Origin of the sequence: Methylobacterium sp. J-030, from assembly GCF_022829545.1 — a bacterium.
Taxonomy (GTDB): Bacteria; Pseudomonadota; Alphaproteobacteria; order Rhizobiales; family Beijerinckiaceae; genus Methylobacterium.
The window spans coordinates 1-13190 of record NZ_JAKSYM010000163.1 but is presented as its reverse complement, the minus strand read 5'-3'; the positions used below and the strand labels follow the sequence as shown (position 1 = coordinate 13190).

General features: G+C 69.8%; 12 protein-coding genes. 5 read left to right on the top strand and 7 right to left on the bottom strand.

Features of this window, described 5'->3' with window-relative positions; all coding sequences use genetic code 11:
• Positions 1 to 87 precede the first annotated feature (87 nt).
• From MKK75_RS09960 to MKK75_RS09930, 7 genes are all read right to left on the bottom strand, one after another.
• The gene (locus MKK75_RS09960) at positions 88 to 1227 is read right to left on the bottom strand and encodes an amidohydrolase/deacetylase family metallohydrolase (RefSeq protein ID WP_244042428.1); all 1140 of its coding nucleotides are present in this window, start codon (positions 1225 to 1227) and stop codon (positions 88 to 90) included.
• 132 nt (positions 1228 to 1359) lie between these two features.
• The gene (locus MKK75_RS09955) at positions 1360 to 2370 is read right to left on the bottom strand and encodes an ABC transporter ATP-binding protein (protein ID WP_244042427.1); all 1011 of its coding nucleotides are present in this window, start codon (positions 2368 to 2370) and stop codon (positions 1360 to 1362) included.
• Positions 2367 to 3377 carry an ABC transporter ATP-binding protein gene (locus MKK75_RS09950; RefSeq protein ID WP_244042426.1) on the bottom strand — a complete coding sequence of 337 codons (1011 nt, stop codon included), beginning with the start codon at positions 3375 to 3377 and terminating at the stop codon, positions 2367 to 2369. The genes MKK75_RS09955 and MKK75_RS09950 overlap by 4 nt, the downstream gene beginning before the upstream one ends.
• A 189-nt stretch (positions 3378 to 3566) precedes the next feature.
• Positions 3567 to 4541, bottom strand: a complete 975-nt coding sequence (locus tag MKK75_RS09945; protein ID WP_244042425.1) for an ABC transporter permease — start codon at positions 4539 to 4541, stop codon at positions 3567 to 3569.
• Complete coding sequence (locus MKK75_RS09940; RefSeq protein ID WP_244042424.1) at positions 4538 to 5479, bottom strand: ABC transporter permease; 942 nt, start codon at positions 5477 to 5479, stop codon at positions 4538 to 4540. The genes MKK75_RS09945 and MKK75_RS09940 overlap by 4 nt, the downstream gene beginning before the upstream one ends.
• Positions 5480 to 5494: 15 nt before the next feature.
• The gene (locus tag MKK75_RS09935) at positions 5495 to 7081 is read right to left on the bottom strand and encodes an ABC transporter substrate-binding protein (protein WP_244042423.1); all 1587 of its coding nucleotides are present in this window, start codon (positions 7079 to 7081) and stop codon (positions 5495 to 5497) included.
• Positions 7082 to 7553: 472 nt separating this feature from the next.
• The gene (locus tag MKK75_RS09930) at positions 7554 to 8831 is read right to left on the bottom strand and encodes a polyhydroxyalkanoate depolymerase (RefSeq protein WP_244042422.1); all 1278 of its coding nucleotides are present in this window, start codon (positions 8829 to 8831) and stop codon (positions 7554 to 7556) included.
• A 277-nt stretch (positions 8832 to 9108) separates the two neighbouring features.
• Between MKK75_RS09930 and MKK75_RS09925 the strand changes: the two genes are divergently transcribed.
• The 5 genes from MKK75_RS09925 (at position 9109) to purQ (ending at position 12517) form a co-directional block, all read left to right on the top strand.
• The gene (locus MKK75_RS09925) at positions 9109 to 10494 is read left to right on the top strand and encodes an ActS/PrrB/RegB family redox-sensitive histidine kinase (RefSeq protein ID WP_244042421.1); all 1386 of its coding nucleotides are present in this window, start codon (positions 9109 to 9111) and stop codon (positions 10492 to 10494) included.
• A 46-nt stretch (positions 10495 to 10540) separates the two neighbouring features.
• The gene (locus tag MKK75_RS09920) at positions 10541 to 11140 is read left to right on the top strand and encodes an ActR/PrrA/RegA family redox response regulator transcription factor (RefSeq protein WP_244042420.1); all 600 of its coding nucleotides are present in this window, start codon (positions 10541 to 10543) and stop codon (positions 11138 to 11140) included.
• A 103-nt stretch (positions 11141 to 11243) separates the two neighbouring features.
• Positions 11244 to 11483, top strand: a complete 240-nt coding sequence (locus MKK75_RS09915) for a hypothetical protein (RefSeq protein WP_244042419.1) — start codon at positions 11244 to 11246, stop codon at positions 11481 to 11483.
• A gap of 114 nt (positions 11484 to 11597) precedes the next feature.
• Entirely contained in the window at positions 11598 to 11837 is a 240-nt protein-coding gene (purS, locus tag MKK75_RS09910; RefSeq protein WP_244042418.1) for a phosphoribosylformylglycinamidine synthase subunit PurS, read from the top strand.
• Positions 11837 to 12517, top strand: a complete 681-nt coding sequence (purQ, locus tag MKK75_RS09905; RefSeq protein ID WP_244042417.1) for a phosphoribosylformylglycinamidine synthase subunit PurQ — start codon at positions 11837 to 11839, stop codon at positions 12515 to 12517. Before purS ends, purQ begins: the two co-directional genes overlap by 1 nt.
• Positions 12518 to 13190: the final 673 nt, after the last annotated feature.

Below are 13190 nucleotides of genomic sequence, written 5' to 3'. Positions count from 1 at the left end.
CAGCCAGGACCTGAGGGGATGACGCCTTGGCCTGCCCATGCACATCTGCTTGAGGCGGGCCTGCGGGTCGCCGGAGGCGGCCCCGGCTCAGGCCGGGTGCCACCACCGGCCGCGCAGCACCACGCCCTCCGCGGTGATGCGCTGCGCGCCGGTCATGTGCTCGCCGCGGGTGTCGACGTAATCGAAGGCCCCGTCCCGGACCGCCAGCACGGTGGCGTCGCCGAGCGCCCCGACCTTCAGGGTGCCGTACTCCATCCGCTTCACCGCCACGGCGGCGTTCACCGTGGAGGCGGCGATGACGTCGGTGAGGCTCATGCCGAGGCAGAGCATCTTCGACATGGTGGTGACCTGATCGAAGGCCGGCCCGTCGATGCAGAGCTGGTGCACGTCCGACGAGATCGTGTCGGGCAGGAAGCCGCCCGCCATCATGGCCCGCGCCGTCTTGAACGCGAACGAGCCCTTGCCGTGGCCGATGTCGAACAGCACGCCCCGGGCCCGGGCCTCGCGCAAAGCCGGCTTCACCGCGCCCTGCGCGGTCACGGGGGAATTCGGGAACGGCCGGAACGCGTGGGTCAGCACGTCGCCGGGGCGGAGCATCGCCAGCACCTCCTCGTAGCTCGGCGGCGGCTCGTCGATATGGGCCATCAGCGGCAGGCCGGTTTCCTCCGCCACCTGCAGGGCGATGCCGAGCGGCGCGGTGCCCTGGTCCCCCGAGGAATTGCGGCCGACCCGGACCTTGATGCCGATGATCACGTCCCGGTTGGCCTCCGCGACCTCGACGGCCTCGCGCGGCGCCATCAGCCGCGGATCCTGGCTCTCACCGACCATGATCGTCTTCGAGAAGGCGTAGATCCCCGCGAAGGACACGTGGAGATAGGCGAGGATCCGCGCCTCGGAGCGGTCGATCACGTGCTTGCGGAAGCCGGCAAAATTGCCGGGCCCGGCGCTGCCGGTATCGACCGCGGTGGTCACCCCGGAGGTGCGGCAGAACTCGTCGGCGTCGATGCCGATCGAGGTGCCGCCCCAGTAGACGTGGGTGTGCAGGTCGATCAGGCCCGGCGTGACGATCGCGCCGGCCATGTCGCGCACCTGCGTGCCCGGTCCGGCCTGGAGGTCGTGGCCGAAGCCCGAGACCCGGCCCTCCGCGAAGGCGACGTCGCAGATCCCGTCATGGTTCTGCGACGGATCGATGATCCGCGCGCCCTTGAGGATGAGGTCGTGCTGCACGGGAGGCTCCCAATGTGTTTCACGTGAAACGCAACCGTCATCGCGGACAGCGGAGCGACCCGAGATGGGTGCCACGCTTGGGAATCGCCCGCGACACGGGATTGCATCGCTGCGCCCGCAAGGACGGCATCGTCAGGCCGCCTGAGCGGCCACGTCGTTGAGGTGACAGGCGGCGAAGTGGCCGGAGCCCACGGGGTCGAGGCCCGGCACCTCGGTCCGGCAGCGGTCGAAGGCGTGTGGGCAGCGGGTGTGGAAGCGGCAGCCCGCGGGCGGGTCGATCGGGCTCGGCACGTCGCCCTTGAGCACGATCCGGGTGCGCCCGGCCCCGGGTTCCGGGATCGGCACCGCCGAGAGCAGGGCCTGGGTGTAGGGGTGCTTGGGCGCCAGGAAGATATCTCGGCGCGGGCCGATCTCGACGATCTTGCCGAGATACATCACCGCCACCCGGTGGGTCATGTGCTCGACGATGGCGAGGTCGTGCGAGATGAACAGCATCGCGAGGTCGAGCTCGCGCTGCAGGTCGCGCAGCAGGTTGACGATCTGCGCCTTCACCGAGACGTCGAGGGCCGAGACCGCCTCGTCGCAGATGATCAGGTCCGGCTCGGCCGCAAGCGCCCGGGCGATGCCGATGCGCTGACGCTGGCCGCCCGAGAACTCGTGGGGAAAGCGCCCCAGCGCCTCCCGGGGCAGGCCGACCCGCTCCATCAGCGAGGCGAGCTTCGCCTCGAGATCGGCGGAGCCCTGGGCCAATCGGAAATTGCGGATCGGCTCGGCCAGGATCGCCCGCACCCGCATCCGCGGGTTGAGGGAGGAGAAGGGGTCCTGGAACACCATCTGGATGTGGCGCCGCAGGGGTCTGAGCGTGCCGGCCGAGAGGTCGTCGATGCGTTTCCCGTCGAGCACCACCTGGCCCGCGGTGGGCGCGTAGAGGCGCATCAGCGCCTTGGCGACCGTGGACTTGCCGCAACCGGATTCGCCGACGAGCGAGAGGGTCTCGCCCCGGGCGACCGTGAACGACAGGCCGTCCACCGCCTTCAGCACGCGGTTCGACCGGCCGAACAGGCCGCCGCTGAGGGCAAAGTGTTTCTTGAGGTCGTTCACCTCCAGCAGGGTGCGGCCGGCGGGTGCGGGCGTGGCGCTCATGCCGCGAGGGCGTCCTTCGGCGCGTAGTGGCAGGCCGCGAGGTGGCCCGGGGCCTTCGGCTCCAGGGCCGGGGCGTAGGCGCGGCACAGGTCGGTGACGTCCGGGCAGCGCCCGGCGAAGACGCAGCCCTCGATCCGGCCCTTCAGGCTCGGCACCATGCCGGGGATCTCGGCGAGCCGCGCGTCGCCGCCGTGCTCCACCGCGCCGAGTTTGGGTACCGCTCCCATCAGGCCGCGGGTGTAGGGATGGCGCGGCGCCCGGAACAGGTCGCGGACCGACGCCTCCTCGACCTTGCGGCCGGCATACATAACCACCACCCGGTCGGCGACCTCGGCCACCACGCCGAGATCGTGGGTGATCAGCATGATGGCGGCGCCGACCCGGGCCTTCAGGTCGCGCATCAGGTCGAGGATCTGGGCCTGGATGGTCACGTCGAGCGCCGTGGTCGGCTCGTCGGCGATCAGGAGCTTGGGCGAGCAGGCCAGCGCGATGGCGATCATCACCCGCTGGCGCATGCCGCCCGAGAGCTGGTGCGGATATTCCCGCACCCGGCGCCGGGGCTCGGGGATGCCGACCAGCGTCAGCATCTCCACGGCCCGCTCCTCGGCGGCGCGCCGGCCGAGACCCTGGTGCAGGCGCAGGGTCTCGCCGATCTGGCGGCCGACCGTCAGCACCGGGTTCAGCGAGGTCATCGGCTCCTGGAAGATCACGCTGATGTCGTTGCCGCGGATCTTGCGCATGGCGCTGTTCGGCAGGTCGAGCAGGTTCCTGCCCTCGAACCTGATCGCGCCGGCGATGCGGGCCGGCGGCTCGGGCAGGAGCCGCAGGATCGACATCGAGGTCACCGACTTGCCGCAGCCGGATTCGCCCACGATCGCCAGGGTCTCGCCCGACCGGATCGCGAACGAGACCCCGTCCACCGCCCGGTTCACCCCGTCGGGGGTACGGAAATGGACCTGCAGGTTCTCGATCGACAGGAGGGGGGTGCCGCTCATCCGATATCCCATCCCAGAGTCCGTTTGACCGGGCCGTCAGGTGCTGCACGTCGCGTGGACGGCCGGAGTCCTGGTTTCGAAAGGTCGAGACCTTTCGCGGGTCCAGGGCAGAGCCCTGGTCGCGATCTCAGGGGCTCCGCCCCCGAACCCCGCCAAAGGGCTCGCCCTTTGGAAACCCGGGGCCGCGGCTCGGGCGGGCGCTCAGACATCTTTGGCCATGCGGGGGTCGAGGGCGTCGCGCAGGCCGTCGCCGACGAGGTTCACCGCGAGCACCGTCATCGAGAGGAAGATCGCCGGGAACAGGATGATGTAGAACTTCACCTGCCAGAGTGCCCTTCCCTCGGCCATGATGTTGCCCCAGGAGGGGGTGGCCGGCGGCACGCCCGCGCCGATGAACGACAGGATCGCCTCGGTGATCATCGCGGAGGCGCAGATGTAGGTCGCCTGCACGGTCATGGGCGCCAGCGTGTTGGGCAGGATGTGGCGCCAGATGATCGCCGGCATCCGCGTGCCCGTGGTCACGGCGGCCTCGACATAGGGCTGCTCGCGCAGGGACAGCACCACGCCGCGCACGAGGCGGGCGACCCGCGGGATCTCCGCGATGGTGATGGCGATGATCACGTTCTGGATCGAGCCGCGGGTCAGCGCCATCAGCGCGATGGCGAGCAGGATCGGCGGGATCGACATCATGCCGTCGACGACCCGCATCACGATCCCGTCGAGCCAGCGCACCATGCCGGAGACGAGCCCGACCGCGAGGCCGGCGATCGAGGCGAGGAACGCCACCGCGAAGCCGACCAGCAGCGAGACCCGGGCGCCGTAGACCACCCGCGAGTAGACGTCGCGGCCGAGCATGTCGGTGCCGAACCAGTGGAGGGCGGAGGGCACCCGGGTGCGCTTGGCCGGCGCCAGGGCGGTGGGATCGACGGTGCCGAGCCAGGGCGCCAGCACCGCCATCAGGAACACGATCAGGAGCAGCACGCCGCCGACCACGATGGTCGGGTTGCGGCGGATATAGGTCCAGACCCGGCCCCGGCGCTTGCGCACCGGGATCACGTCCGGCAGCGGCGCCGCGACGGCGAGGCCGGGCGGCGGCGGCGCCTTGGGGGTTGGGCCCTCGGGCGGGAGGCCGGCCGGCGGGGCATGATCGGGGAAGGGCGCGACGGTCGCGGTCAATAGCGGATCCTCGGGTCGAGCACGGTGTAGAAGAGGTCGATGGCGAGGTTCACGAGCACGTAGACGAAGCTGAACAGCAGCACGACGCCCTGGATGACCGGATAATCGCGCCGCAGGATCGCATCGACCGTGAGGCGCCCGAGGCCGGGGATCGCGAACACCGTCTCGGTCACCACCGCGCCGCCGATCAGCAGGGCGATACCGATACCGATCACGGTGACGATCGGCACCGCGGCGTTCTTGAGGGCGTGGACGAACAGGACCGGCCCCTGCGACAGGCCCTTGGCCCGGGCGGTGCGCACGTAATCCTGGCTCAGCACGTCGAGCATGGTGGCCCGGGTCACCCGGGCGATCAGCGCGATGTAGACGAGGCCGAGCGTCACCGCCGGCAGGATCAGGTTGGACAGCCAGGGCCAGAGCCCCTGCTCGATCGGCGTGTAGCCCTGCACGGGCAGCCAGCCGAGCTGCAGGGCGAAGACGTAGGCCAGAACGTAGCCAACCACGAAGACCGGCACCGAGAAGCCCGTCACGGCGATGCCCATGACGAGGCGGTCGATCAGGGTCCCGGCCTTCCAGGCGGCGACGACGCCGAGCGGCACCGCCACCACGATGGCGAAGACCAGGGTGACGAGCATCAGCGAGAGGGTGGGCTGGATCCGCTGGCCGATCATGGTGGTGACCGGCAGGTTGGTGAAGATCGAGGTGCCGAGGTCCCCATGGATGATCTGCCAGGACCATTCGCCGAACCGCACCAGGAACGGCCGGTCGAGGCCGAGCGTGGCGCGGATGCGGATGATATCCTCGGGGCTCGCCTGATCGCCCGCGATGATCGCGGCCGGATCGCCGGGGGCGAAGTACAGGAGGCTGAAGACGAACAGCCCGACCACCGCCATGACCGGGATGGTGGCGAGGATGCGCCTGCCGATATAGCCGAGCATGGGGCGTCTCCGGTCCTAAGCCTTCGACACGCCCCAGGTGAACGGGATCGGCCCCTTCACGATGCCCGAGACGGTCTTCCGCCACGCTTGGTAGCCGAGGAAGAACCCGGTCGGTACGTAGACCACCCCCTCGCAGGCGCCGGCGTTGACCTTGTCGATGGCGGCCTTCTCGGCGGCCGGGTCGGCGGCGTCGAACCATTCGGTGATCGCCGCCTCCACGGGCGGGATGTCCGGCCAGCCGAACCACGCCTTGTCGCCGTTGGCGCGCACCGCCGGATAGCCCGCCGGATTGATGCAATCGGCCCCCGCATGCCACGTGTGGAACATGTTCCAGCCGCCTTGGGCGGGCGGCGCCTTGGAGGCCCGGCGGGTGCCGGTGGTGCCCCAGTCGGTGGCGACGAAATCGACGTTGAAGCCCATCTGCTTCAACAGGTCGGCGGTGATGTCGCCCTGCGCCTTGGTGATCGGCTGGTCCTGCGCCACGATGCAGGTGACGGGCTCGCCCTTGTAGCCGGCTTCCTTCAGCAGCTTCTGGCCGAGCTTGATGTCGCCCTTGCCGACATTGCCCCCGCCCGCCTCGCTGTAGAGCGCCGTACCCGGGGTGAAGAAGCCCGGCAGCTTCTTCCAGAGGCTGTCGTCGTCGCCGACGATCGAGCGCATGTAATCCTCCTGGCTCATCGCGGTGAGCACGGCCTGGCGGATCTTCGGGTTGTCGAAGGGCGGATACAGGTGGTTCATCCGGAACGACCCGATGTTGCCCAGCGGATCGGCGATGTCGACGGCGATGCTGCTGTTCTGCCGCAGGAGCGGCACGAGGTCGGAGATCGGGTTCTCCCACCAGTCGACCTCGCCGTTCTGCAGCGCCGCCGAGGCGGTGGCGGCATCCGGCATGATGACCCACTCGACCCGGTCGACTAGGATGCGCTTGCCCCCCGCCAGCCAGGAATTCGGCTCCTCACGGGGCTTGTAGCCGGCGAATTTCTCGAACACCGCCCGGGCGCCCGGCACCCATTCGTTGCGCACGAACTTCATCGGCCCGGAGCCGACATACTCGGTGATCTGCGTGAACGGGTCGGTCTTGGCGATCCGCTCCGGCATGATCAGGGCCATCGGGGCGTTGGTCTTGCCCAGCGCGTAGAGCAGCTTCGGGAACGGTTTCTTCAGGCGCCAGCGGAAGGTCCGGTCGTCGGTCGCCGCCAGCTCGTCTTGGACGCCGCGGATCATGATGCCGATCGGGTCGCGGGCCATCCAGCGGGTGAGGCTCGCCACCACGTCCTTGGCCTGGACCGGCTCGCCGTCGTGCCACATCAGGCCGGGGCGCAGCCGGAAGGTCCAGGTCAGCTTGTCGCCCGAGACCTCCTCGGACTCGACCATCTGGCGCTGCGGCTTCAACTGGTCGTCGACGCCGTACAGCATGTCCCACACGAGGGTGCCGGCGTTGCGCACCACGTACTGGGTACCCCAGATCGGATCGAAATTGGCGAGATTCGCCTGGGGGACGAAGCGGAGGACCTTGGCGCCCTGCGCCAGCGCGGGCCGCGCGACCTGCGGCGCGGCGAGCCCGAGCGCGGCCGAGCCCTTGAGGAAGGTCCTGCGGTCCATCGTGATCTCCCTGGCGGTGCTGATCTCAGGCACGCGTCGCCGGCCCACACCTTGTGGGCGAGTTTGAACAATTCTTAGGCAGGGGCGCAATGGCCCGGCGTGACAACCCGGACGGGACGCGCGCTTGCGCAACCGCCGGATCAGGGGCGAGCCGGGTGTGGGCGCAGGCAGGCGTTGCGGTCATCGCGGTCACGGGCGGCGTCTCGCAAGGCCCGCGCCAGCCACGCCGGAACTGCGTTATGTATTCAGGATAACCGAGGGGTCGTCAGCGTGGGCGCGGCTCTGGACGGCGCGATTTGCGGTTCGGTCGTTCGACGACGGCATCGAAGAAAGATGCCGAATCGCTTTCGCGCGCAGCGGGTCAAAAAGATCCCGGACGGCGAACGCGCATCTCCTCCCCCCTCTGCGGGGGAGGAAGTCTCGGGGGCCACCCGTCGGACCGATCCAACGGTGATCCCTGGTTCGCCCGCCTTCAGCCCACCTGGCGCAGATGCCCGCCGCGGGCGGCCGGCGCCGCCTGCATGGCGCGGATGAAGGCCGCGATGCGCGGCGCGATCACCGTGCGGTAGCGCGAGCCGTTGAACACGCCGTAATGCCCCACCCCCGCCTGGAGGTGATAGGCCTTGCGCGACTCCGGCAGGTTCGGCGTCAGGTCGAGCGCCGCCTTGGTCTGGCCGACGCCGGAGATGTCGTCGTTCTCGCCCTCGACCGCCAGGATCGCGCAGCGGCGGATCGCTCCGAGATCGACCGGAACGCCCCGGTGGTGCATCTCACCTTTCGGCAAGCTGTGGTTCACGAATACGGTCTGCACCGTCTGGAGGTAGTACTCGGCGGTGAGGTCCATCACCGCGAGGTACTCGTCGTAGAACTCCCGGTGCTTCTCGGCTGGCTCGCCGTCGCCCCGCACCAGATGGTCGAACATGTCCGAATGGGCGGTGACGTGCCGGTCGAGGTTCATCGCCATGAAGCCCGAGAGCTGCAGGAAGCCCGGATAGACCCGGCGCCACGCCCCCGGATAGATCGGCGGCACGAGGCTGATCGTGTTCTGCTCGAACCATTGCTGGCCGCGCTCCTGCGCGAGGCAGTTCACCGCGGTCGGCGAGCGGCGCGTGTCGATCGGGCCACCCATCAGGGTCATGGAGCTCGGCACGGCCGGCTCGTCGGCGGCCTCCATCAGCGCCACCGCGGCGATCACCGGCACCGCCGGCTGGCACACCGCCATGACGTGCAGGTCCGGCCCGAGGAACGCGAAGATCTCCTGGAGCGTGTCGATGTAGTCGTCGAGGTCGAAGCGGCCGGCGAGCAGCGGCACCATCCGGGCGTCGGTCCAGTCGGTGATGAACACCCGGTGGTTCGGCAGCATCGCCTCCACGGTGCCGCGCAGCAGCGTCGCGTAGTGGCCGGACATGGGCGCCACGACCAGGAGTTTCGGCTGCGCCTCGGCGGGGGGCGTCGCGAAGGCGCGGTCGAAGGCGATCAGGCGGCAGAACGGCCGCTCCCACACCACCCGCTCGCTGACCGGCACCGCCTGACCGTCCACGACCGTCTCGGTGAAGCCGAAGGCCGGCTTGCCGTACTGGCGGGTGACCCGCTCGAACATCTCGCAGCCGGCGCTGACCGCCCGCGCGTAGGGCCCGTACGCGAGGGGATTGCCGGGGATCTGAAGGCCGTAGCGCGTGAGATCCGCGGCGACCCGGGCCGGCGTCATCAGGGCGCGGGCGCCCTCGTACATCGAATAGGCCAGGAGCATCGTAACCTCGCGGATCATCATCCGGCCAGCGACGCCCCGCGCCTGCCGGCGATGGAACCTCCTGTAACCCGAATCGGCAGGATAATGTTCCACCCTGAACGATAATGGAACATACCCATATGGGGGCGATTGGCCTGTGACGACGACGCCTGTGACGATTCGGCCCGGACGGCTTGCCGGCTCCCCGCATCCGCGACATCGGCGGAGTTGAACGGCGCCGGGTTCAGCGAAGATCTCATCCCGGCCCAATTCGTCCGACGCACGACTGAAGCAGCGTATGCCCGATACCGAACTCAACGGCCTCGTCCGCGACGCGCGGCACCTGCGGCTCGACACCTTCGTCCGCCTGCGCTGGCTCGCCATCACGGGGCAGAGCGCCGCCGTGGTCGGGGCGCAGTTCGGCCTCGGCCTGCCGCTGCCCTTCGGCTGGTGCTTCCTGGTGATCGCCACCTCGTCGTGGCTGAACCTCGCGCTGCGGATCCGCTTCCCGGCGAGCTACCGACTCAGCGACGATTCCGCCGCCCTGCTCCTGGCCTTCGACATCGTGCAGCTCGCCGCCCTGCTGTTCCTCACGGGCGGGCTGCAGAACCCGTTCTCCCTGCTGTTCCTCGCCCCCGTGCTGATCTCCGCCACCGCCCTGCCGCCGGAGCGGACGCTGGCGCTCGGCCTGCTCGCGGTGGGGCTCGCGACCCTGCTGGCCCTGGTCCACCGGCCGCTGCCCTGGTTCGCCGACGGGCGGATCGAATTGCCGTTCCTCTACGTCTCCGGCGTCTGGACCGCGATCTTGCTCGGCACCGCCTTCACGGGCGTCTACGCGTGGCGGGTGGCGGAGGAGACGCGGCTCCTCGCCCAGGCGCTGGCGGCGACCGAGCTGGTGCTCGCCCGGGAGCAGCACCTCTCCCAGCTCGACGGGCTGGCGGCGGCGGCCGCCCACGAATTGGGCACACCGCTCGGCACCATCATGGTGGTCACCAAGGAGCTGATCCGACAGCTCGGCCCCACCGCCTCCCCCGCCGTGGCGGAGGATCTGAACCTGCTGCGCGAGCAGGTCGACCGCTGCCGCGGCATCCTGGGCAAGCTCACCTCCCTCGACGGCGACGGCGCCGGCTTCCTCGAGACGGTCACGTTCAGCCACCTCGTCGAGGAGCTGGTGGCACCGCATCGGGCGCTCGGCACCGCCCTCGACATCACCAGCACGGGGGACGGGCCGGAGCCGGCCTGCCGCCGCAACGCCGGGGTGATGTTCGGGCTCGCCAACATCCTCGACAACGCCGCGGACTTCGCCGAGGCGCGGGTGTCCGTGGAGGGGCGCTGGACCCAGGAGCGGGTCTGGATCGAGATCCGCGACGACGGCCCGGGCTTCTCCAGCGAGGTCCTGCTGCGGGCGGGGGAGCCCTACGTAACCACCCGCAGCCAGGACCGGCCGCAATCGGGCGGGACCGTGGGGGCCGGGCTGGGGCTCGGCCTGTTCATCGCCAAGACGCTGATCGAGCGCTCCGGCGCCCAGCTCGTGCTGATGAACGCGCCCACCCCGGAAGCCCACGGGGCGGTGGTGCGCGTCTCCTGGGCGCGCCACATCTTCGAGCGCGGGGCGGTCCCGCGTCATTCGCCGGAACTCAATATCCGGCACCCCCTGCCCCCGCGCGATGTCGTCCCTATATAAGGGACAGACCAAGAACCAGACGACGAAAACACGAAAGGAGTGCCGGATGCTGACGCAGCCCGGGACCGTGGCGGCGACCGATGCTGCCGTGATCAATGAGTCCGATCCGCTGGCGGCCTTCTCCGACCGCAGCCTGCTGATCGTCGATGACGACAAGCCGTTCTCGACGCGCCTCGCCCGCGCGATGGAGAGCCGCGGCTACCACGTGCAGGTGGCCGACAGCGTCGCGGACGGCGTCTCGGCCGTCGAGGCGCGGGCCCCCGCCTTCGCGGTGATCGACATGCGCCTCGGCGACGGCAACGGCCTCGACGTGATCGCCCGCCTCAAGGAGCGCCGGCCCGAAGCCCGGGGCGTGATCCTGACCGGCTACGGCAACATCGCGACCGCGGTTACCGCGGTGAAGCTCGGCGCCTTCGACTACCTCGCCAAGCCCGCCGATGCCGACGAGATCCACGGCACGCTGATGGCGCAGCCCGGCGAGCGGGCCGACCCGCCGGAGAACCCGATGTCGGCGGACCGGGTCCGCTGGGAGCACATCCAGCGCGTCTACGAGCTGTGCGGCCGCAACGTCAGTGAGACGGCGCGGCGCCTGAACATGCACCGGCGGACGCTGCAGCGGATCCTGGCCAAGCGCGCGCCGCGCTGAACGCGGTCGGCTCTCGGTTGCATCGGCGGCCCTGCCGGGCTAGCTGCGCGGGTCTCGGACGGTGTTCGTCCGGGACCCGTCGTTGTTTTCAGGGGTCGATCGCGTGAACGGGCGCAACGCCATCACCATCGTAAGCATGATGGTCCTCGTCGGCACCGAGGTGTTCGCCGTGGCCATCGCGGCCGGCTGGGCGCTGGCCGGCCTGTTCGATCTGGGGGACCGGGTCGGCCACGTCCTGATGGGCGTGTTCAGCCTGTTCGCCGCTTGGATCATGCTCCAGCTCTGGCGCCGGGCGACCAGCATCGAGCCCCTGCACGCGGGCCCCGCCGCGCCCCGTCGGTAGGCAGCCGACGTTCGACAGGCTGGCAGCCTTCCTGTTACAGAGAATCGCGGCAGCCCGTGAAACGTTGCCGCAGGCAATGCCCTCGTCCCGGCGACGCGCGAGACCCGAAGACCCATGAAAGCCCGTATCATCGTCACGCTGAAAACCGGCGTGCTGGACCCGCAGGGCAAGGCGATCGAGGCCGCGCTCAAGTCGCTCGCCATCGAGGGTGTCGAGGGCGTGCGGCAGGGCAAGGTGTTTGACATCGAGGTGTCGGCCACGGATGCCGCCGCCGCGGAGGCGACGCTCCGCACGGCGTGCCAGAAGCTGCTGGCCAACACGGTGGTCGAGAACTACGCGATCGAGATCCTCTGATGCACGCCGCCGTCATCGTCTTCCCGGGTTCGAACCGCGAGAGCGATGTCGTCCGGGCCCTGCGCCGGTCGGGCGCGCAGGTCAGCCTCGTCTGGCACGCGGACCACGACCTGCCGGCCGGCACCGACCTCGCCGTCCTGCCGGGCGGCTTCTCGTACGGCGACTACCTGCGCTGCGGCGCGATCGCGGGCCGCGCCGCCGCCATGGACGCGGTGCGCGCCCACGCGGCCCGGGGCGGCCTCGTGCTCGGCATCTGCAACGGCTTCCAGATCCTGTGCGAATCGGGGCTCCTGCCGGGCGTTCTGATGCGCAACGTGAACCGGCGCTTCCTCTGCCACCGGCAGACCCTCCGGGTCGAGCGCACCGACACCCGCTTCACCAGCGCCTACCGGCCGGGTCAGGTGATCGACGTCTGCGTGGCCCACGGCGAGGGCAACTATTTCACGGATTCCGAGACCCTGGCGCGGATCGAGGGCGAGGGCCGGGTGGCCTTCCGATACTGCGACGCGGACGGCACCATCACCGTAGAGGCCAACCGCAACGGCTCGCTCAACGCCATCGCGGGCGTTCTCTCGGAGAACCGTGCCGTGCTCGGGATGATGCCGCACCCGGAAAACTTCGTCGAGGACCTGATCGGCGGGACCGACGGGCGCGGGCTGTTCGACAGCCTGGCGGCGTGATCCTCCGCGAAGATTGGTATTTACCGACTGTTAAGGATCCTGAGGCATAAAGAGGCATCCAGAGATCTGGATGTGGAGTTGGATCTTCTCGTCCGCTCTGTTTGATGCCTCCCTGAAGACTCCTCGAAGCCGCTCCCTCCGGGGCGGCTTTTTTCTGTGGGAGTGGTGGTGGGACAGGGATCTGCGCGCACCCTCCCCCCTCTGCGGGCTAGCGGATTCACACATCGGGTTCGGGATTGTGGTCCGGTCGCTCGATGAGGCGGTCCAGAAGCCCTATGCGCCCTCCCTCCCCCCTCTGCGGGGGAGGGAGGGCGCGGCTCCTACGCGCTTCCTGCGGGAGACACCCAACCGCAGCAGTGGAGCCCGCCCGCATGCGCGCCCGAGCGCTGACGCGCAGCACCCACCCGAGCGGCGCGCGCCGGCGGGCGAGCTGTACTGGGGCGGTGGTGCGTCTGGCGTTGGACCCGCGCAGCATGCGCCCCGTTCCCCACCTCTTCGCGGGCGACGGTGGCCCCGCAAGGGCGTCCGGAGCGGCGACCGACGGTGCAGATCCCAGCTCTGTCCCTCAGGCAGGTCGGCTCCCTTTCTGCGCTCGGGTTTCCCTCGCCCGAAGCCTGTTGACGCCGGGGCCACCCTCCCCCGCAGAGGGGGGAGGGAGGGCGCATAGGGCTTC